We start from the raw sequence: 16,115 nt of genomic DNA on the forward strand, positions 1-16,115 counted from the left end.
TAAAGCACGACGTTGGGGCCATGATCTTCGAGGCTCCCCCCAAAGTGGCTGGCTAAAGTCGCGGAGCCGACCGCCCCAGCCACGGGGCAACGGCCACGGTAGCGAGGTAGCCCGCGGGGAACCGCCGCCGCGATCCGGCCTCATCGGTAACCCAACACGTCTCTGGCCTGGTGTGCGGCAATCCCCTGTACCTCATGTCCCGGTGCTGGGTTCTTGGCCGCTGCTGGTGGCGACGGGCGGGCGGCGGTGCGCGGCCGGTGGCGGAGACATAGAGGTGGCGCGGCGGCGACCGACCGGCGCCGCCGCGCGTGCGCGGCCCCTCGGTCCCCCTTGGATCGATCCCGACTCTGTTGGGCGGCTCGGGTCTCGTGGTCTTGATGGGGTGTCTCGTGCTCGTGCGCCTATGGGTCCTACGGGTGCTGCTGGGTCTTCCATCCCTAGGCCGGACCGCGGCGGCGGTTCCCCGCAGGCGTGCCCTGCGTCACCGGAGCAAGATCCCCAGGTCATAGGGGCGGTTGGTGCTCGCGGCCGGAGCAGTACGGCCGCGAGCGGAGCGAGCCTTGATGAAGTAGGGAAACTCTCACCGCGCCGGGATCAGCTTGGGGCGACGTAGCACACTGCGTCGATGCTCTGGCCGTTTCCGTACCGGTGCGGGGCTCGTCCGATCTCGCGCCATCCGAGGCGTTCGTACAGCCGCATAGCGGCGGTGTCCTTGGTCATCACGTCCAACACCAGACGTAGCCCGTGCTCTTCGGCGTAGCTCATAGCGGCCTGCATCAGGCGCTCTCCGGCAGCATGCTTCCTGGCTGACTTGACGACGAACAACCTGGCCAGAACGGCAATCTGCTCCTTCTTGTCGCCGCTCTGCTGCATCCAGAGAGCGACCGCATCCTCGTCGTGAGGGTGCATGATCGCCACGTGTCCGACTACGGCTCCGTCCAGCTCTGCCACCCACGCGGCAATCACGTCAGCAGATCGCAACCAGGTCTCGGGCTGATCGACTCCTTCGACCGGATACCCGTCGGTGGCGTGAACGTCGATCAGCGCCGCAGCGGCGTCGGTCAGGTCACTGTCCTCGAAGGGGCGGACGGTCACAGACTTCACGTGCGGCTCCTCGTCACTCGACTGGCAGTTCGTAGAGCAATCCGGTCTGGTCGGCTCGGTGTACGTACCGCGAGACCTCGAAGGGGACCCCGTCTTGATCCAAGCTCGTGTGCAGTACTTCCAGGACGGGCACGCCCGGCAGGAGTTCGAGGATTGCGGCTTCCTCCGGGGTGGGCATCCTCGCGCTGATCTCGTCACGGACCCGCGTCATGACGTGACCCAACTCCTCTAGGCGGCCGTAGATGCCGTCCTTCCCGGTCTTGGGCTGCATGAGCAGCGTCCCCTGCGCCTCGTCCCACCGGAGATAGGTGGAGACGATCTGTACGGGCTCGTCATCCGCGAAGTAGTGGTTCTCTCGATGGACAACGCTCTCTTCGCCGACTGGCACTTTGAGGCGCTCCGCAACGTCCGCCGGCGGCCTCTCGCGCGCGATAGACGGGACCTCAATCCTCGCGGTCTTGCCCTGTCGCTTCGCCTCCAACCGGAACGGCGTCAGCCCCGTCTCGCGGTTCTTGAGTGAGTAGCGATCGCTGCCGAAGCGAAACAGCCGCTGCGGCTCCCTGACGAAGACACCGCTCCCGTGCTTCGCGGTGACGAGTCCCTGCTCAGCAAGGATCCGAATCGCCTCGCGGGCAGTGTTTCGAGCCGACCCGTACGTCTCGGCGAGCACCCGCTCGGACGGCAGCTTGTCGCCGGGATGCAGCTCGCCGACCTCGATCTGACGGCGTAGTTCTTCGGCGATGCGCCGACTGGGCGGCTGCGGAGTCGACGGGCGGGCGGATGTCATGACCGGAGTCTAGCAACTGGCTCAAGCCAGCTTGTTGACCCCGGCGCTGTTGTGTGCTCAACTGGCTTAAGCCAGTAAGTGGCTCAAGCCAGTTGGCGCACCTGTGGTGTGCCACGAACAAGGAGTGATGCTCCATGCGTCAGATTCCTGTCGACACCTCCGCCGCCACCGTGATGGTGGCTCAGGCCCCCGAGCCGAAGATCAAGGACCGGCGTACGGGCGAGATCGCCATGGACGCCGAGACCGGCGCGACGCTGATGACCGTGAATGTGATGTTCGCGGCCAACGGTGACGTTGAGATCCTCACGATCACCGTTCCTGAGACCGGCATCTCCGGCGACCTCGCCATGGGTACCCCGGTCGCGCTCACGGGCCTGATCGCCCGGCCGTGGGAGAACGAGTTCAACGGCCAGAAGCGGCACGGCATCGCCTTCCGCGCGGTCGCCGTCACCTCGCTCGCCGCCGCCGCGTCGAAGCCGAAGGCGGCCTGAGCATGACGACCTGGATAGGGATCGCGCTCGCGGTCCTGGCCGGTGTGGCGCTGCTGCTGAAGTGGCGCCGCCCCGTCTGGTACTGGCTGAGCTTCGGCGTCACCCTCGCGATCCTGCGGGTGCTCTTCCGCTACGCGGCCGTCATGGAAGCCTGCCGCCTGACCGTGCCCGCGTCCCGGATGCGCCGGGCGCTGGCCCGCTGGATGAAGAAGCCGGTCCCGCAGCAGCGGGTTCCGCGTCTGCTGTGGATCCGCCCAACCCGGACCGGCCTCCGGCTGCGGATCCGGCTGTGGCCCGGACAGGACGCGTTCGAGTTCGCCGCCGCCTCTGACCGGCTGCGCCACTCCTTCGCGGTCCATCAGGTCACCTCCCGCGAGATCAAGCCGGGTGTCATCGAGATCGCGCTGACCGGCTACGACGTGCTCAAGCGGGTGCAGATGCCTGCCAACACGGAGCGCAGTTTGTTGAAGATCCCGCTCGCGCTCGTGGAGGACGGTGCGGTGCACTACCGCGACTACCGCGAGGTTCCGCATGCGATCACGGTCGGCGTCACGCAGTCCGGCAAGTCGGTCACCCAGCGCACCGTGATCAAGGAGCTCGCCTCGCAGCCGGTCGCGTTGGTCGGGATCGACTGCAAGAAGGGCGTGGAACTCGGGCCGTTCGCCCGCCGCTTCTCTGCGATCGCCGACAACCCGGATGACGCCATGGAGCTGCTTGAAGCCCTCGTGGCCCGCATGGAGATCACCTACGACTCGATCCGTCGCACACAGAGGATCAGCGCGGATACCCCGGATGCGGAGATCGCCGCGAACATCTGGGACTTGCCCGAGGACCTGCGCCCGGTTCCGATCGTGGTCACCATCGACGAGATCGCCGAACTCGCGCTCAGCACGAAGAAGAACGACCCGCGCCGGGACCGGATCGTCAAGGCGCTGGTCCGCCTGGCCCAGCTCGGACGCGCGGCCGGGATCTTCCTGGACATCTACGGGCAGCGTTTCGGCTCCGAGCTCGGCGACGGGATCACCATGCTCCGTGCCCAGCTAACCGGGCGGATGGTGCACCGCGTCAACGACGAGTCGACGGCCAAGATGGCGTTCGGGGACATCTCTCCGCATGCGGTGTTCGCCGCCACGCAGATCCCCAACAACCGGCGCGGGATGGCCGTGGTCGGCTACTCCACGGGCGAATGGGTGCGCATCCGTACCCCGCACACGACCATGCGACAGGCCGTGGCTGCCTGCAACAAGCACGCTCACCTCGCCCCGGATCTCCCGGAGTTGGCCCGCTTCCGCCCGCTGCATGACCTCGCGCCGGTTGAGGTGCCCGCGGTGATCGAAGCCGCCTAGCCCCTCCCCTGTTCCACGGTCGGCGCGACCGCCTTCGCGCCGGGTCCCTACCCGTCCCATGCCTGAAGGAGGAACGCCTCCCATGTGCCAGAACTGCGAGGACTTCCACCGCACCGTGATCCTGCTGGGCGCCCTGGCCGTGTACGCCGACACCCTCGGCGCCGACGCCGACCACGTGTTCATCGAGACCGTCGGCCCCTCGCTCGCCGCGTCGCTGCCGGAGCCGCCGCCCGGCCTGTTCCCGCCCGGCTACGACCCCACCGACGGCCCGGAGTACCCCGGCGAGGGGTGGACCCCGTGACCGCGCCGAAGAAGCCGACCACCCGCCGCCGTGCGACCACCGCCCCGAAGCCGGAGCTGGCGAAGTGCCCGACCTGCAAGGGGACCGGCGAGGTCTCCCGCACGGTCCGCGTCGGCCGCAGGCAGCGCCCGGTCGGCCAGCAGACAGGCCTGTGCCTGGCCTGCCTCGGCTCCGGCGAAGCCACCGACTGAACCCGCCCGGGCGGGACGGCCGGACTCGATCCCCGCCCCACCCCGGCCCCAACTCCCTGAAGGAGGTGAAGACATGACCCGACAGCTTCGCCCGGACGCCGTCCTGATCCAGGCCGTGATCGCCGGAGCCTTGTCCTTCGCCCACCTGCACGACCTCGCCGCCGCGGCCGGGCAATCCGGCTGGAAAGCCTGGGCCTACCCGATCAGCGTTGACCTGCTGCTGGTGGCCGCCTGGCGCAGGCTACGCGCCGGTGGTTCATCCCGGCTGGCCTGGTGCTGGTTCCTCATCGCCCTGATCGCCTCGCTGGGCGCCAACGTCGCCACGGCCGGATTCCTCGACCTGGACCAGCCGCCCGCTCTGCTCCGGCTCGGCGTCGCCGGGTGGCCCGCGCTCGCCTTCCTCGGCGGCACGCTCCTCGCTCACTCGCCGACCACGGCCGGGGACCGGGTGCCGGTTCTGCCGGCGCCCGCAGCCCCGGCCCCCGCACCTGCCCCCGGGCCGGTCTCCGATCCTGCCGCGCCGCCTGCTCCCCTCGATGCGAGCGAGGACAGCCCGGCCCTGCCCGCTGCCGACCCGGCCCCGGCCGTGCCTGCCGCCTTGGTGGCTCATGCCCGGAAGGTCGCGGACGACCACCAGGCCCGGACCGGCTCGCCGATCGACACCGACACCCTCCGTGCTCGCCTCGGCGTTCCCGCCCCAATGGCGGACGCGATTGCCGCCCAACTCACCTGAGAAGAAAGGACGTTCACCCATGGGCCTGTACCAGATCTGGAACGAGATGCACCGCGTGGGCACCACCGCGATCGGCGGCGGCCCCGACCGACGTACCGGAGAGATGAAGTACGTCGCCGCCTGCGAGGCCGAGGACTGCGGATGGTCGTCCGCCTACGACTCCTACGAGGCCGCCATGGTCGCCGCCCGCGGCCACCGCTGCCCCGTCCGCTGAAGGGAGATCACCCCGTGTCCGTGCCGCTGTGGTTCTTCATCGCCTGCCTCGGGCTGGTCGGCGTCAAGCTCGTCCGCCCGCCCTGGTGGCTCGTGATCGTCCTGCTGATCGGCGGCTACCTCCTCGCCGACAGCTTCCTCGCCCCCGCCATCGACACCGCAACCAAGTAAGGAGACCCCGCCATGATCCGACCCAAGATCCCCGTGAACCCGACCCCGACCGGGCTCAGCACCCCGCCCGCCGTCATCCAGCCGACCAGCATCACCCCCGGCAGCCCCGTGCCGCCGCCCGCCCCGATGGCCCCGGCTCCGGCACCCTCACGGCCCACGGTCCAGCTCACCCCCGGCACGGTCGTCGCCGTCGCCGGAATGGGCACCGCCGTCGTCCTCGTGGTCGGCGCCGTCCTGGTCTCCATGCTGCTCGCCGTCGCCATCACGGGCGCCTCGGTCGCCGTCTGCGCCCTGGTCATCCGCTCGATCCTCAGCACCGACACCCGACGCTGACCGGCCCCCGGAGCGGCCTAAACCGCCAAGTCTCGTCCGCTCCGGGCGCCGTCCCTGTCCGAACCAATGATCCGGAAGGAACCTCCATCATGACCGGCCACAACCCGGCCCCGCACACCGCGGCGCGCATCTGCTCGAACTGCCACGGCTTCGCCACCGCCGCCGTATCCTCCGGTCTCGGCCGTGACCACCGCGGCAACCTGCGCACGATCACCATCGACTGCCCGGCCTGCCACGGCCACGGCACCATCCCGCTCACCGCCGCCCAGCTCGCCGGGGGCCGCGCATGAGCGACACCGCGACCTTCGCGGGCCTGGACCCGGCCACCCTCGCCGACACACTCAGGGTGGCCGGGTCACCGGGCTTCGACCGCTGGCAAGACCAGATCCGCCGTACGGGCGGCTGCTCCGACCCCATCCACCTGACCGGCTGGGTCCTGCACAAGGACAAGACGACCGGCGAACTCTTGCACCGCTACACCACCGAGCACGAACCGGGCGGACGGCTCCGCATCGCGTGCGGCAACCGGCGCGCCTCCCGCTGCCCGGCCTGCGCCTGGACCTACGCCGGAGACACCTACCACCTGATCCGCGCCGGACTCGTCGGCGACGACCGCCGCGACATCCCCGGCTCGGTTCGCGATCACCCCCGGGTCTTCGCCACCCTCACCGCACCCTCGTTCGGCCCGGTCCACAACCGGCCCAAGGGCGGCATCTGCGGCTGCGGTATCCGCCACGCCCCGGACGATCCTGCGCTCGGTACCGCCCTGGACCCGGCGACCTACAACTACGCGGGCGCGGTCCTCTTCAACAACCACGCGAGCGAACTGTGGATGCGCTTCGCCAACCGGCTGCGCCGCGAGATCGCACGCCGGGCCGGGCTCACCCAACGCGAACTCGCCGAGGTCTGCCGCGTCTCCTATGGCAAGGTCGCTGAGTTCCAGAAGCGCGGCGCCGTCCACTTCCACGCCGTGATCCGCCTCGACGGACCCGACGGACCCGAGTCGGCCCCGCCCTCGTGGGCCTCGGTCGGCCTGCTCACCGAAGCGGTCCGCGCCGCCGTCCGGCACGCCTACACCACGGTGAGCGTGCCCGCCTCCGGCGACCAGCCCGCCCGCACCTTCAAGTGGGGCCGACAGCTCGACGTGAGGCCCGTCAAGGCCTTCGGGGACGGCTCAGAGCTGACCGAACAGGCCGTCGCCTCCTACGTCGCCAAGTACGCCACCAAAGCCGCCGAGAACACAGGCACCCCTGACACGGCCGTCTATTGCCGCTCGTGCCGGGGCACGGGCCGATCTCGCCTGTACGACCGCGACGGCTCAGCCCTCAGCAAGTGCGCCACCTGCCGCGGCAACGGCCTGGGCGAAGACCTTGCGCGACTGGACGTTCCTGATCACGCCCGACGCCTCATGGCTGCCTGCGCCCAGCTGCAACCCATCTATCCCGACCGTCACCTTGCTCGCTGGGCCCACATGCTCGGCTTCCGCGGCCACTTCAGCTCCAAATCCCGCCGCTACTCCACCACCCTCGGCGCCCTCCGCCAGACCCGCGCCGACTACCGCGCCGCACAAGAACGCCAAGCCCGCGGCCTCGACGACACCGCGGCCGACACCGTCCTCGTCCTCGCCGACTGGCAGTACGCCGGACACGGCCACACCCCCGGCGAATCCGCCCTCGCCGCCACCATCCACCGCGACATCCAACACAACCGCGAAACCGCACGCGAAGAACTGCCCGCCCTGCTTGAACTGGAAGGGGCCGCCGCATGACGACTGCTCCCGCAGAGCTCCTGACGGTGGATCAGGTCATGGCACGGCTGAAGTATGGCCGGAGCAAGGTCTATGACTTGATCCGTTCGAAGCGGCTCGCCTCCTTCACCGAGGGTCGGTGCCGTCGAATCCCGGAGAGTGCGCTTCAGGACTACATCCGTACCCAGCTTGAGGAGGCAGCCTGATGCCTCCACGCAAGCGGAACCCCAACGGCGCGGGCACGGTCACGAAGCGGGCTGACGGCCGCTACCAGGCAGCCGTGTACGTCCCCCAGCCGGACGGCACTACGAAGCGGAAGTACGCGTATGGCAAGACCTTCGAGGAGTGCGACCGGAAGCGCAGGGAGCTGATCGACCGCGCGAACGGCGGCATCCCGACGCCCACTAGGGACATGACGCTTGGGCAGTGGTTCGACTACTGGCTTGAGATCATCGTCAAGCCCAACCTCGCCTCGAACAGCTACCGGGCCTACGAGACAGCGGTTCGTCATCACCTGTACCCGCGTCTGGGCTCCAAGGTCATGCTGAAGCTCGGCGTCAGGGAGCTGCGAGGGGTCATGCAGGCGCTCGTAGATGACCAGGGGGCCAAGACTGCCAAGCGGGCGCTACGGGTCCTCTCAGCGGCGCTCACGGCCGCCATGGTCGAGGACATCGGCCTAACGCGGAACGTGGCCAAGCTCGTGCACGTCCGTGCGACCACCGACAGCGGCAAGAGCTGGGACGCCGTGACCGTGCTCCGCTTCCTGGCTGCGGCTCGTCGGCTCACGCCGTACTACCCGGCGTTCCTGCTGCTCTGTCTCCTGGGTCTACGCCGGGCTGAGGTGTGCGGGCTGCGCTGGGAGAACGTCGACCTTGACAACCGGGTTGTCTGGGTGGAGCAGCAGCGGCAGCGCAGCACGACGGGCACGATCGATGACGCGGAACTCAAGACTGCGACCTCCAAGGCGCCTCTTCCGCTGCCCGCTCAGTGCATCGCTCCCCTTCGCTGGACCCGGATGCGTACGGCGTGGCTCCGTGAACGAGCGATCAGCAGAGGGCGTCCCTGGTACGAGGACCCCGACGCACACGTCTTCGTGACCCGAACCGGCCGCCCGCTCAGCCCAATACACCTCTACCTCGTCCTGCAACGGATCATCGAGAAGGAGGGACTCAGCAAGATGAACCCCAAGGGGCTGCGCAAGTCGTGCGGCACACTGCTGGTCCACCTTCGGGTGCACCCGCGGATCGTCAAGGCGATCCTTCGGCACAGCCGGATCTCAACGACCCTGGACATCTACGCTGAGGCGTTGGACCCGGACGTCATCGAGGCTGTCGGCCAGCTTGACCGGCTGCTCCGGCAACCGGCCCGGCTCCGCGAACTGGAGGCTGCATCGGCCCTCGAACCCGCCGCTTGATGTAGCCGTTGGATGTCACGGCCCCTCGCCTCGCGCATCGTCGCAGGTAGAGGGGCCGTTGGCGTTGATCAGGGCGAGAGCATCCCATTCTCATAACAGTGGTGAAGGCAGTGGTGAGACAGCTCACCGACCAGTGACCTTAGTCGTACCGGACGGTCACTGTCTGCCTCGACCGTGGCCGAGGACGCAAGCCGCGGATGTCGGCCGAATGCGTGGCCACCGCATCCGGATCAGCTGATCGTCACCTCCCGCGACCTCGCACACAACTCGGCAAGCGCCTCGGCCGTCACCGGCGACACCACGCCCTCCTCCGTGACGATCGCCGTCACCAGCTCCGGCGGCGTCACATCGAAGGCCGGGTTGTACGCCTGCGTCCCCAGCGGCGCCACCGGAATCCCGCCGCCCGCCTCGGCCCCCACCACCGGCGCCTGGGGCGCCGCGATCTCGGTCACCTCGTGTCCTGCCCGCTGCTCCACCTCGATCGACGCCCCGTCCGGCGTGTCCGGATCCACCGTGGTCACCGGTGCCACCACGATGAACGGCACATGGTGATAGCGCGCGAGCACCGCCAGCGGATAGCTCCCCACCTTGTTCGCCACCGAGCCGTCGGCCGCGATCCGGTCGGCGCCGATCAGCACCGCGTCCACCTCCCCGGCCGCGAAAAGCGAGCCCGCCGCGTTGTCGGTCAGCAAGGTGTACGCCATCCCGCTGCGGGCCGCCTCGTACGCCGTCAGCCGGGCGCCCTGAAGCAAAGGCCGCGTCTCGTCCACCCACAGCCGCCGCAGCCGCCCCGTCCGGTGGGCCGCGAGCGCCACCGCGAACGCCGTCCCCTCGCCGCCCGACACCAGCGAACCGGTGTTGCAGTGCGTCAGGATCCGGTGCCCGCCGCCCGGCAGCAACTCGTCCAGCAGCGCCAGCCCCCGCTCGGCCATCGCGGCACTGGCCGCCGCGTCCTCCTGGTGCAACCTGCGCGCCGCCGCAAGCGCCGCCCCGGCCGCCAACCCCTGGTCACCACTCTTGGCGAGCTCGGCCCGGTACGCGGCAGCGGATCTGCGCACTCCGACGGCGAGGTTCACCGCGGTCGGACGCGCGCCCGCAAGCACGGCCGCCGCCTCGTCCACGTCGAACCCGCGCGCGGCGGCGAGCGCGACGCCGTACGCCCCCGCGATGCCGAGCAACGGCGCCCCGCGCACGGCGAGCGAACGGATCGCCTCCACCAGCGCCGACGCATCCGTACAGACCAGTTCCACCTCCTCGGCCGGAAGCCTCGTCTGGTCGAGAAGCACCAGCACGGGGCCTTCGGGTGGCTCCTCCCAGCGGATCGCAGGTATCTCGGTGGGTTTGCTGTCATCGCCGGATTGCACGTACTGATCAGCCATGCGATCAGTCTGCCCCTTGTGCGCCGGAGTATTGAAGGTGTGCAGCCCATACCGCGGCTGGTCCCTCGCCGGCCACCCCATGGCACGATGGCTGCCAACCTGCCGCCGCGACCGCGGACGGGCACCGTGAAGGAGCGACGATGAACGACACTCCGGGCTGGGCCTCGCCCGGATCCGCCCCGTCCGACGGGCACGAGCCCGGCACATCCGGTCCCGCTGAGCCCGCCGCCCGGCCCGACACCGCGAAGCCCGCGCAGCAACCGGAGGACAACCCGCAGGACGCCGTCTCGAAGTGGTCCCAGGAGCAGCCGCCACCTGGTCAGTGGTCCGCCCCCACAGGCCCCGCCGCTCCCGGCCAGACCCCTCCGCCTCCACCGCCCGGCCCAGGCTGGGGCACCCAGCCCCCCGCAGGGCCGCCCGGAGGCTACAGCCCTCCCCCCGGCTGGGGCGGCGGATACGGCGGCTGGGGCGGCCCCCCGCCCGCGGCCAAGCCCGGCGTGATCCCCCTGCGCCCGCTCGGCGTCGGCGAGATCCTCGACGGCGCGGTCTCCACCATGCGTACCTACTGGCGCACCGTCCTCGGCATCTCGCTGACCGTCGCCGTCGTGACCGAGGTCCTCGTCATCCTCCTCCAGGGCTTCGTCCTGAACGACAGCGCCGGGACCGAGGCCCTCAACGACCCCAGCGCCAGCGCCGACGAGCTGACCCACGCCCTGGGCGAGACCATGCTCGGCTCCTCCGTCGTCTTCCTGATCTCCCTGATCGGCACGGTCGCCGCGACCGCGCTGCTGACGACCGTCACCAGCCGGGCCGTGCTCGGCAGGCCGGTCACCACCGGCGAGGCCTGGCGCGACGCCCGGCCTCAGGTGCCCAGGCTGTTCGGCCTGATCTTCCTGCTGCTGCTCATCACCTTCGGCTTGCTCGCGGTAGGGGCACTGCCCGGCATCCTCGTGGCGGCAGCGGGCTCCAGCGGCGGCGGTATCGCCCTCGCGATCCTGGGCGTCCTCGGCGCCGGCGTCGTGGCGCTGTGGCTGATGATCCGCTTCTCCCTGGCCTCGCCCGCGCTGATGCTGGAGAAGCAGACCATCGTGAAGTCGATGAGCCGCTCCACGAAGCTGGTCCGCGGTTCCTGGTGGCGGGTCCTCGGCATCCAGCTGCTGGCCGCGATCATCGCGAACATCGTCGCGGCGATCGTCGTCATCCCCTTCACCTTCCTCGCCGCGGCGTTCAGCGGCGAGGGGGTCGGCGGCTTCGTCAACGGCACCGGCGACCTCGGCTGGACGTTCCTCATCATCAGCGGCATCGGCTCGGTGATCGGCTCCATGATCACCTTCCCGATCTCTGCGGGCGTCACCGTGCTCCTCTACATCGACCAGCGCATCCGCCGCGAGGCCCTCGACCTCGAACTGGCCCGCGCGGCCGGCGTCCAGGGCTACGCCACCGGCCCCACTCCCGGGAGCTGATGCGGTGAACCTGCCGGGGGGAGTGCTCACCATGCTGCGCGCCGTCGACACCTCTGTGCTGTCACCGGCACGGTCCGCCGACGAACCGCCGCTGACGATCCCGCGCGACCCCGCGCGGGAGGCGGCCCGCCGCGAGCTGTCCAAGCGCATGTACCACGAGAACGACCCCAGCTGGTTCCAGCGTGCCCTCAACGCGTTCTGGGACTGGGTCGGCAAGTTGTTCGACGCAGCCTCGTCAGCGACCCCGGGCGGAGCACTCGGCCTGGTCGTCGTCATCGCCGCGATCGTCCTGGTCGTGGGCGCGCTGTGGTGGCGCCTGGGCACCCCGCGCCGCGGGCCCGCCTCCTCCACCGCCCTGTTCGACGACCGCCCGCGCAGCGCCGCCGACCACCGCGCGGCGGCCGAGGCACACGCGGCCCAGGGCCACTGGAACCAGGCCATGCAGGAGCGCATGCGCGCGATCGTCCGTTCCCTGGAGGAGCGCGCCCTCCTCGACCTCCGTCCCGGCCGCACCGCGGACGAGGCCGCCGCAGAAGCGGGCCGCGCCCTGCCCTCCCACACGGACCGGCTGCGCTCCGCGGCGCGGGACTTCGACGACGTCACGTACGGCGGCCGAGCCGCGACCGAGCAGTCGTACACCCGCATCGCCGAACTCGACCGCGACCTGGAACGCGCCAAGCCGGTACTCGCGAACAGCACGAGCAGCAGCCACAGCGCGGACCACAACGCCCGCCGGGGAGCCGCCGAATGACCACCGAGGCCACTCTCCCCTCTACCTCGGCCTCGCCCACCGCCCGCCAAGTGTGGTCCCGCGCGCGAGGCGTCGTCCTCGCCCTGGTGCTGCTCCTCGTCGCGGCCGTGGCGATCGCGGCGATCCGCTCCACCGAACGCCACGGCAGCCTCGACCCGCGCTCCGCGGACCCCTACGGCAGCCGGGCCGTCGCCGAACTCCTCGCCGAACGGGGCGTCGACACCCGCGTGGTCACCACCCTGGACGACGCACGCGCCGCGGCCGGCCCCGACACCACCCTCCTGGTCGCCGTACCCGACATCCTGACGCACCGCCAGCAGAGCGAACTGCGCTCCGCGACCGCCGACTCCGACGGCCGCACCGTCCTTGTCGCCCCCGGCAGCTGGTCCGTGGAACGGCTGGCCCCCGGCGTGGTCGCGGACCCCGCCACCAGCCTCGACTCGACGCTCTCCCCCGACTGCGGCCTGCCGGCGGCCCAGCGCGCGGGCAAGGCCGACACCGGCGGTATCCGCTACACCGTCACCCACCCAGGCAACGACGAGTGTTACCGCAGCGAGCGCCTCCCCACCCTGGTACGCGTTCCGGCGGCCTCCGGGGACGGCGACACCGTCGTACTCGGCGCGCCCGACATCCTCTACAACGACACCCTCGACGAGCAGGGCAACGCCTCGCTCGCCCTCCAACTCCTCGGCTCCCGCCCCCATCTGGTCTGGTACCTCCCCTCGCTCTCCGATTCCTCCGCCGACGCCCCGGGCGAGGAAAAGGGCTTCCTCGACCTGCTCCCTTCAGGCTGGATCTGGGGCACACTTCAGCTCTTCTTCGCGGCAGCGCTCGCCGCCCTGTGGAGGGCACGCCGATTCGGCCCCCTGGTACCCGAGAAACTCCCCGTGGCGATCCGCGCCTCCGAGACCGTCGAAGGCCGCGCCCGCCTCTACCGCAAGGCGGCCGCCCGCGACCGCGCGGCCACCGCTCTTCGCTCCACCACCCGCACCCGCCTCGCCCCCCTCGTAGGCGTCCCCGTCGCCCAGGCGCACACGCCCGAGGCCCTGGTCCCCGCCCTGTCCGCCCATCTCCACAGCGCCGGAGACGGAGACGGACAATCCCTGCACCCCCTGCTCTTCGGCCCGCCGCCCGGCGACGACGCAGCCCTCATCTCCCTAGCCGACCAACTCGACGCCCTCGAAAGAGAGGTACGCCGTTCATGATGGACCCGACCACTGACAACGCCGGGACCACCGGGAACCCGGACACCGCCCGGGCTTCCCTGGAAGCCCTGCGCGCCGAGATCGCCAAAGCCGTGGTCGGCCAGGACCCCGCCGTGACCGGTCTTGTCGTCGCCCTCCTCTGCCGCGGACACGTACTACTGGAAGGAGTCCCTGGGGTCGCCAAAACGTTGCTCGTCCGCGCCCTCGCATCCGCACTCGAACTCGACACCAAGCGCGTCCAGTTCACCCCCGACCTCATGCCGAGCGATGTGACGGGCTCCCTCGTCTACGACACCCGCAGCGCCGAGTTCTCCTTCCAGCCCGGCCCGGTCTTCACCAACCTCCTCCTCGCGGACGAGATCAACCGCACCCCGCCCAAGACCCAGTCGTCCCTCCTGGAGGCCATGGAGGAGCGCCAGGTGACCGTCGACGGCACCCCGCGCCTCCTCCCCGACCCGTTCCTGGTCGCCGCGACCCAGAACCCGGTGGAATACGAGGGCACTTACCCTCTCCCCGAAGCCCAGCTGGACCGTTTCCTCCTCAAGCTGACGATCCCGCTCCCCTCCCGCCAGGACGAGATCGACGTCCTCACCCGCCACGCTGAGGGCTTCAACCCTCGCGACCTCAAGGCCGCCGGCCTACGCCCCGTAGCCGGCCCGGCCGACCTCGAAGCCGCCCGCGCGGCAGTCGCCAAGACCACGGTCTCACCCGAGATCACCGCCTACGTCGTAGACGTCTGCCGCGCCACCCGCGAGTCCCCGTCCCTCACCCTCGGGGTCTCCCCACGCGGCGCCACGGCTCTCCTGGCCACCTCGCGCGCGTGGGCGTGGCTGACCGGCCGCGACTACGTCATCCCCGACGACGTGAAGGCCCTGGCCCTCCCCACCCTCCGCCACCGCGTACAACTGCGTCCCGAGGCCGAGATGGAGGGCGTGACGGCCGACTCCGTCATCAACGCGATCCTCGCCCACGTCCCGGTCCCCGGCTGATGGCCCTCACCGGACGCGCCGCACTCCTCGCAGCCCTGGGGTCCCTCCCCGTCGGCATCTGGGAACCTAGCTGGACCGGCATCCTCGCGGTCAACGCCCCCCTGGCAGTGGCCTGCGCCTGCGACTTCGCCCTGGCGGCACCCGTACGACGGCTCGGCCTGACCCGGTCCGGTGACACCTCCGCCCGTCTGGGCGAGACGGCCGACGTCACCCTCACGGTCACCAACCCGTCAGGCCGCCCGCTCCGCGCCCACATCCGCGACGCCTGGCCCCCCAGCAGCTGGCTGCACGGCACGGAGGTGGAAGCCTCCCGCCACCGATTGACGGTCCCGGCCGGCGAACGCCGCCGCATCACCACCCGCCTACGTCCCACCCGCCGCGGTGACCGCCAGGCCGATCGCGTGACGATTCGCTCCTACGGCCCCCTCCGGCTCTTCACCCGCCAGGGCACCCACAAAGTCCCCTGGACGGTCCGCGTCCTGCCCCCGTTCACCAGCCGCAAGCACCTCCCTTCCAAGCTCGCCCGTCTGCGCGAACTCGACGGCCGCACCAGCGTCCTCACCCGCGGCGAAGGCACGGAATTCGACAGCCTGCGCGAATACGTCCCCGGTGACGACACCCGTTCCATCGACTGGCGAGCCACCGCCCGCCAGACCTCCGTCGCCGTACGCACCTGGCGCCCCGAACGCGACCGCCACATTCTCGTGGTCCTCGACACCGGCCGAACCTCGGCGGGACGCGTGGGCGACGCCCCCCGTCTCGACGCCTCCATGGACGCTGCCCTGCTCCTGGCGACCCTGGCCTCCCGCGCCGGCGACCGTGTGGACCTCCTCGCATACGACCGCGGAGTACGCGCCCTGGTTCAAGGCCGGACAGCCAACGACCTGCTCCCCTCGCTGGTCAACGCAATGGCCACCCTCGAGCCCGAACTCGTCGAAACGAACGCCCGTGGTCTCACGGCCACAGCCCTGCGTACGGCCCCTCGCCGCTCCCTGATCGTGCTGCTCACCAGCCTCGACGCCGCGCCCGTCGAGCAGGGCCTGCTGCCCGTACTTCCGCAGCTCACCCAGCGGCACACGGTCCTTCTGGCGTCAGTGGCAGACCCCCACATCGCCCGTATGGCCACAGCCCGCGGCAACACCGATGCGATCTACGAGGCCGCGGCCGCTGCCCAGGCTCAGACGGAGCGCACTCGCACGGCGGAACAACTCCGCCGCCACGGAGTGACAGTCGTCGACGCGACCCCGGACGACCTGGCTCCAGCGCTGGCCGACGCATACCTGGCTCTGAAAGCCGCCGGGCGCCTGTAAAACAAAAGAAGGGAGCGCAGAGCGCCCCCTTCGGGAAAGAACCACAAACACGAAAAGGCCCACACCATAAGGTGTGAGCCTTTTCATCAAAAATTGTTCGGCGGTGTCCTACTCTCCCACAGGGTCCCCCCTGCAGTACCATCGGCGCTGTAAGGCTTAGCTTCCGGGTTCGAAATGTAACCGGGCG

The 16,115-nt window shown here is 70.3% G+C and carries 20 protein-coding genes and 1 rRNA gene; 17 read left to right on the plus strand and 4 right to left on the minus strand.

Going from position 1 to position 16,115, the window contains the following annotated elements; all coding sequences use genetic code 11:
- Positions 1-594: 594 nt before the first annotated feature.
- Together ABZT93_RS39645 and ABZT93_RS39650 are read right to left on the minus strand one after the other, a co-directional pair.
- Entirely contained in the window at positions 595-1,104 is a 510-nt protein-coding gene (locus ABZT93_RS39645; RefSeq protein WP_356113861.1) for a GNAT family N-acetyltransferase, read from the minus strand.
- A gap of 13 nt (positions 1,105-1,117) precedes the next feature.
- Positions 1,118-1,891 carry a GntR family transcriptional regulator gene (locus ABZT93_RS39650; RefSeq protein ID WP_356113863.1) on the minus strand — a complete coding sequence of 258 codons (774 nt, stop codon included), beginning with the start codon at positions 1,889-1,891 and terminating at the stop codon, positions 1,118-1,120.
- 134 nt (positions 1,892-2,025) lie between these two features.
- Here ABZT93_RS39650 and ABZT93_RS39655 point away from each other — a divergent pair, with 134 nt between their 5' ends.
- From ABZT93_RS39655 to ABZT93_RS39710, 12 genes are all read left to right on the plus strand, one after another.
- Positions 2,026-2,382, plus strand: a complete 357-nt coding sequence (locus ABZT93_RS39655) for a hypothetical protein (RefSeq protein ID WP_356113865.1) — start codon at positions 2,026-2,028, stop codon at positions 2,380-2,382.
- A 2-nt stretch (positions 2,383-2,384) separates the two neighbouring features.
- A complete protein-coding gene (locus ABZT93_RS39660) occupies positions 2,385-3,728 on the plus strand; it encodes an FtsK/SpoIIIE domain-containing protein (protein ID WP_356113868.1) in 1,344 nt (447 codons plus the stop codon).
- A gap of 82 nt (positions 3,729-3,810) precedes the next feature.
- Positions 3,811-4,029 carry a hypothetical protein gene (locus ABZT93_RS39665; RefSeq protein WP_356113870.1) on the plus strand — a complete coding sequence of 73 codons (219 nt, stop codon included), beginning with the start codon at positions 3,811-3,813 and terminating at the stop codon, positions 4,027-4,029.
- On the plus strand, positions 4,026-4,220 hold the full coding sequence (locus ABZT93_RS39670) for a hypothetical protein (protein WP_356113872.1): 195 nt from the start codon (positions 4,026-4,028) through the stop codon (positions 4,218-4,220). Before ABZT93_RS39665 ends, ABZT93_RS39670 begins: the two co-directional genes overlap by 4 nt.
- Before the next feature lie 73 nt (positions 4,221-4,293).
- A complete protein-coding gene (locus ABZT93_RS39675) occupies positions 4,294-4,953 on the plus strand; it encodes a DUF2637 domain-containing protein (RefSeq protein ID WP_356113874.1) in 660 nt (219 codons plus the stop codon).
- A gap of 19 nt (positions 4,954-4,972) precedes the next feature.
- Positions 4,973-5,167: a mobile element transfer protein gene (locus tag ABZT93_RS39680; RefSeq protein ID WP_280845014.1), complete on the plus strand. Its 195-nt coding sequence runs from the start codon at positions 4,973-4,975 to the stop codon at positions 5,165-5,167.
- A gap of 14 nt (positions 5,168-5,181) precedes the next feature.
- Positions 5,182-5,337, plus strand: a complete 156-nt coding sequence (locus ABZT93_RS39685; RefSeq protein WP_007382116.1) for a hypothetical protein — start codon at positions 5,182-5,184, stop codon at positions 5,335-5,337.
- Between the two features lie 12 nt (positions 5,338-5,349).
- On the plus strand, positions 5,350-5,670 hold the full coding sequence (locus ABZT93_RS39690; protein WP_356113876.1) for a SpdD-like protein: 321 nt from the start codon (positions 5,350-5,352) through the stop codon (positions 5,668-5,670).
- An 89-nt stretch (positions 5,671-5,759) separates the two neighbouring features.
- Positions 5,760-5,960: a hypothetical protein gene (locus tag ABZT93_RS39695; RefSeq protein WP_356113877.1), complete on the plus strand. Its 201-nt coding sequence runs from the start codon at positions 5,760-5,762 to the stop codon at positions 5,958-5,960.
- Positions 5,957-7,438: a replication initiator gene (locus tag ABZT93_RS39700; RefSeq protein WP_356113879.1), complete on the plus strand. Its 1,482-nt coding sequence runs from the start codon at positions 5,957-5,959 to the stop codon at positions 7,436-7,438. Before ABZT93_RS39695 ends, ABZT93_RS39700 begins: the two co-directional genes overlap by 4 nt.
- Positions 7,435-7,623, plus strand: a complete 189-nt coding sequence (locus ABZT93_RS39705; RefSeq protein ID WP_280858053.1) for a helix-turn-helix domain-containing protein — start codon at positions 7,435-7,437, stop codon at positions 7,621-7,623. Before ABZT93_RS39700 ends, ABZT93_RS39705 begins: the two co-directional genes overlap by 4 nt.
- Entirely contained in the window at positions 7,623-8,831 is a 1,209-nt protein-coding gene (locus tag ABZT93_RS39710) for a tyrosine-type recombinase/integrase (RefSeq protein WP_356113881.1), read from the plus strand. Before ABZT93_RS39705 ends, ABZT93_RS39710 begins: the two co-directional genes overlap by 1 nt.
- A 230-nt stretch (positions 8,832-9,061) precedes the next feature.
- Here the strand turns inward: ABZT93_RS39710 and mtnA are convergent, their stop codons facing one another.
- Positions 9,062-10,210: an S-methyl-5-thioribose-1-phosphate isomerase gene (gene mtnA / locus ABZT93_RS39715; protein WP_356113883.1), complete on the minus strand. Its 1,149-nt coding sequence runs from the start codon at positions 10,208-10,210 to the stop codon at positions 9,062-9,064.
- 140 nt (positions 10,211-10,350) lie between these two features.
- On the opposite strand from mtnA, the gene ABZT93_RS39720 reads away from it, so the two are divergent.
- The 5 genes from ABZT93_RS39720 to ABZT93_RS39740 are packed head-to-tail and all read left to right on the plus strand — an operon-like array spanning position 10,351 to position 15,928.
- Positions 10,351-11,673, plus strand: coding sequence for a hypothetical protein (locus tag ABZT93_RS39720; RefSeq protein WP_356113885.1), 1,323 nt, complete (start codon positions 10,351-10,353; stop codon positions 11,671-11,673).
- Positions 11,674-11,704: 31 nt separating this feature from the next.
- Complete coding sequence (locus tag ABZT93_RS39725; RefSeq protein WP_356113894.1) at positions 11,705-12,424, plus strand: DUF4129 domain-containing protein; 720 nt, start codon at positions 11,705-11,707, stop codon at positions 12,422-12,424.
- Positions 12,421-13,629 (plus strand): DUF4350 domain-containing protein, encoded by a 1,209-nt coding sequence (locus ABZT93_RS39730; RefSeq protein WP_356113887.1) that lies wholly within the window; start codon positions 12,421-12,423, stop codon positions 13,627-13,629. The genes ABZT93_RS39725 and ABZT93_RS39730 overlap by 4 nt, the downstream gene beginning before the upstream one ends.
- The gene (locus ABZT93_RS39735; protein WP_356113889.1) at positions 13,629-14,618 is read left to right on the plus strand and encodes a MoxR family ATPase; all 990 of its coding nucleotides are present in this window, start codon (positions 13,629-13,631) and stop codon (positions 14,616-14,618) included. Before ABZT93_RS39730 ends, ABZT93_RS39735 begins: the two co-directional genes overlap by 1 nt.
- A complete protein-coding gene (locus ABZT93_RS39740; protein WP_356113891.1) occupies positions 14,618-15,928 on the plus strand; it encodes a DUF58 domain-containing protein in 1,311 nt (436 codons plus the stop codon). The genes ABZT93_RS39735 and ABZT93_RS39740 overlap by 1 nt, the downstream gene beginning before the upstream one ends.
- A gap of 95 nt (positions 15,929-16,023) precedes the next feature.
- Here ABZT93_RS39740 and rrf read toward each other — a convergent pair.
- Positions 16,024-16,115, minus strand: a 5S ribosomal RNA gene (rrf, locus tag ABZT93_RS39745); the annotation flags it as partial.

It is taken from the genome of Streptomyces sp. NPDC005303 (assembly GCF_040607335.1).
Taxonomy (GTDB): Bacteria; Actinomycetota; Actinomycetes; order Streptomycetales; family Streptomycetaceae; genus Streptomyces.

Excerpts from the sequence above, each read along its gene's own strand:
- ABZT93_RS39650 (WP_356113863.1), bottom strand. The coding sequence starts at position 1,891 with ATGACATCCGCCCGCCCGTCGACTCCGCAGCCGCCCAGTCGGCGCATC.
- ABZT93_RS39655 (WP_356113865.1), top strand. The coding sequence starts at position 2,026 with ATGCGTCAGATTCCTGTCGACACCTCCGCCGCCACCGTGATGGTGGCT.
- ABZT93_RS39660 (WP_356113868.1), top strand. The coding sequence starts at position 2,385 with ATGACGACCTGGATAGGGATCGCGCTCGCGGTCCTGGCCGGTGTGGCG.
- ABZT93_RS39665 (WP_356113870.1), top strand. The coding sequence starts at position 3,811 with ATGTGCCAGAACTGCGAGGACTTCCACCGCACCGTGATCCTGCTGGGC.
- ABZT93_RS39675 (WP_356113874.1), top strand. The coding sequence starts at position 4,294 with ATGACCCGACAGCTTCGCCCGGACGCCGTCCTGATCCAGGCCGTGATC.
- ABZT93_RS39680 (WP_280845014.1), top strand. The coding sequence starts at position 4,973 with ATGGGCCTGTACCAGATCTGGAACGAGATGCACCGCGTGGGCACCACC.
- ABZT93_RS39690 (WP_356113876.1), top strand. The coding sequence starts at position 5,350 with ATGATCCGACCCAAGATCCCCGTGAACCCGACCCCGACCGGGCTCAGC.
- ABZT93_RS39695 (WP_356113877.1), top strand. The coding sequence starts at position 5,760 with ATGACCGGCCACAACCCGGCCCCGCACACCGCGGCGCGCATCTGCTCG.
- ABZT93_RS39700 (WP_356113879.1), top strand. The coding sequence starts at position 5,957 with ATGAGCGACACCGCGACCTTCGCGGGCCTGGACCCGGCCACCCTCGCC.
- ABZT93_RS39705 (WP_280858053.1), top strand. The coding sequence starts at position 7,435 with ATGACGACTGCTCCCGCAGAGCTCCTGACGGTGGATCAGGTCATGGCA.
- ABZT93_RS39710 (WP_356113881.1), top strand. The coding sequence starts at position 7,623 with ATGCCTCCACGCAAGCGGAACCCCAACGGCGCGGGCACGGTCACGAAG.
- mtnA (WP_356113883.1), bottom strand. The coding sequence starts at position 10,210 with ATGGCTGATCAGTACGTGCAATCCGGCGATGACAGCAAACCCACCGAG.
- ABZT93_RS39720 (WP_356113885.1), top strand. The coding sequence starts at position 10,351 with ATGAACGACACTCCGGGCTGGGCCTCGCCCGGATCCGCCCCGTCCGAC.
- ABZT93_RS39725 (WP_356113894.1), top strand. The coding sequence starts at position 11,705 with ATGCTGCGCGCCGTCGACACCTCTGTGCTGTCACCGGCACGGTCCGCC.
- ABZT93_RS39730 (WP_356113887.1), top strand. The coding sequence starts at position 12,421 with ATGACCACCGAGGCCACTCTCCCCTCTACCTCGGCCTCGCCCACCGCC.
- ABZT93_RS39735 (WP_356113889.1), top strand. The coding sequence starts at position 13,629 with ATGGACCCGACCACTGACAACGCCGGGACCACCGGGAACCCGGACACC.
- ABZT93_RS39740 (WP_356113891.1), top strand. The coding sequence starts at position 14,618 with ATGGCCCTCACCGGACGCGCCGCACTCCTCGCAGCCCTGGGGTCCCTC.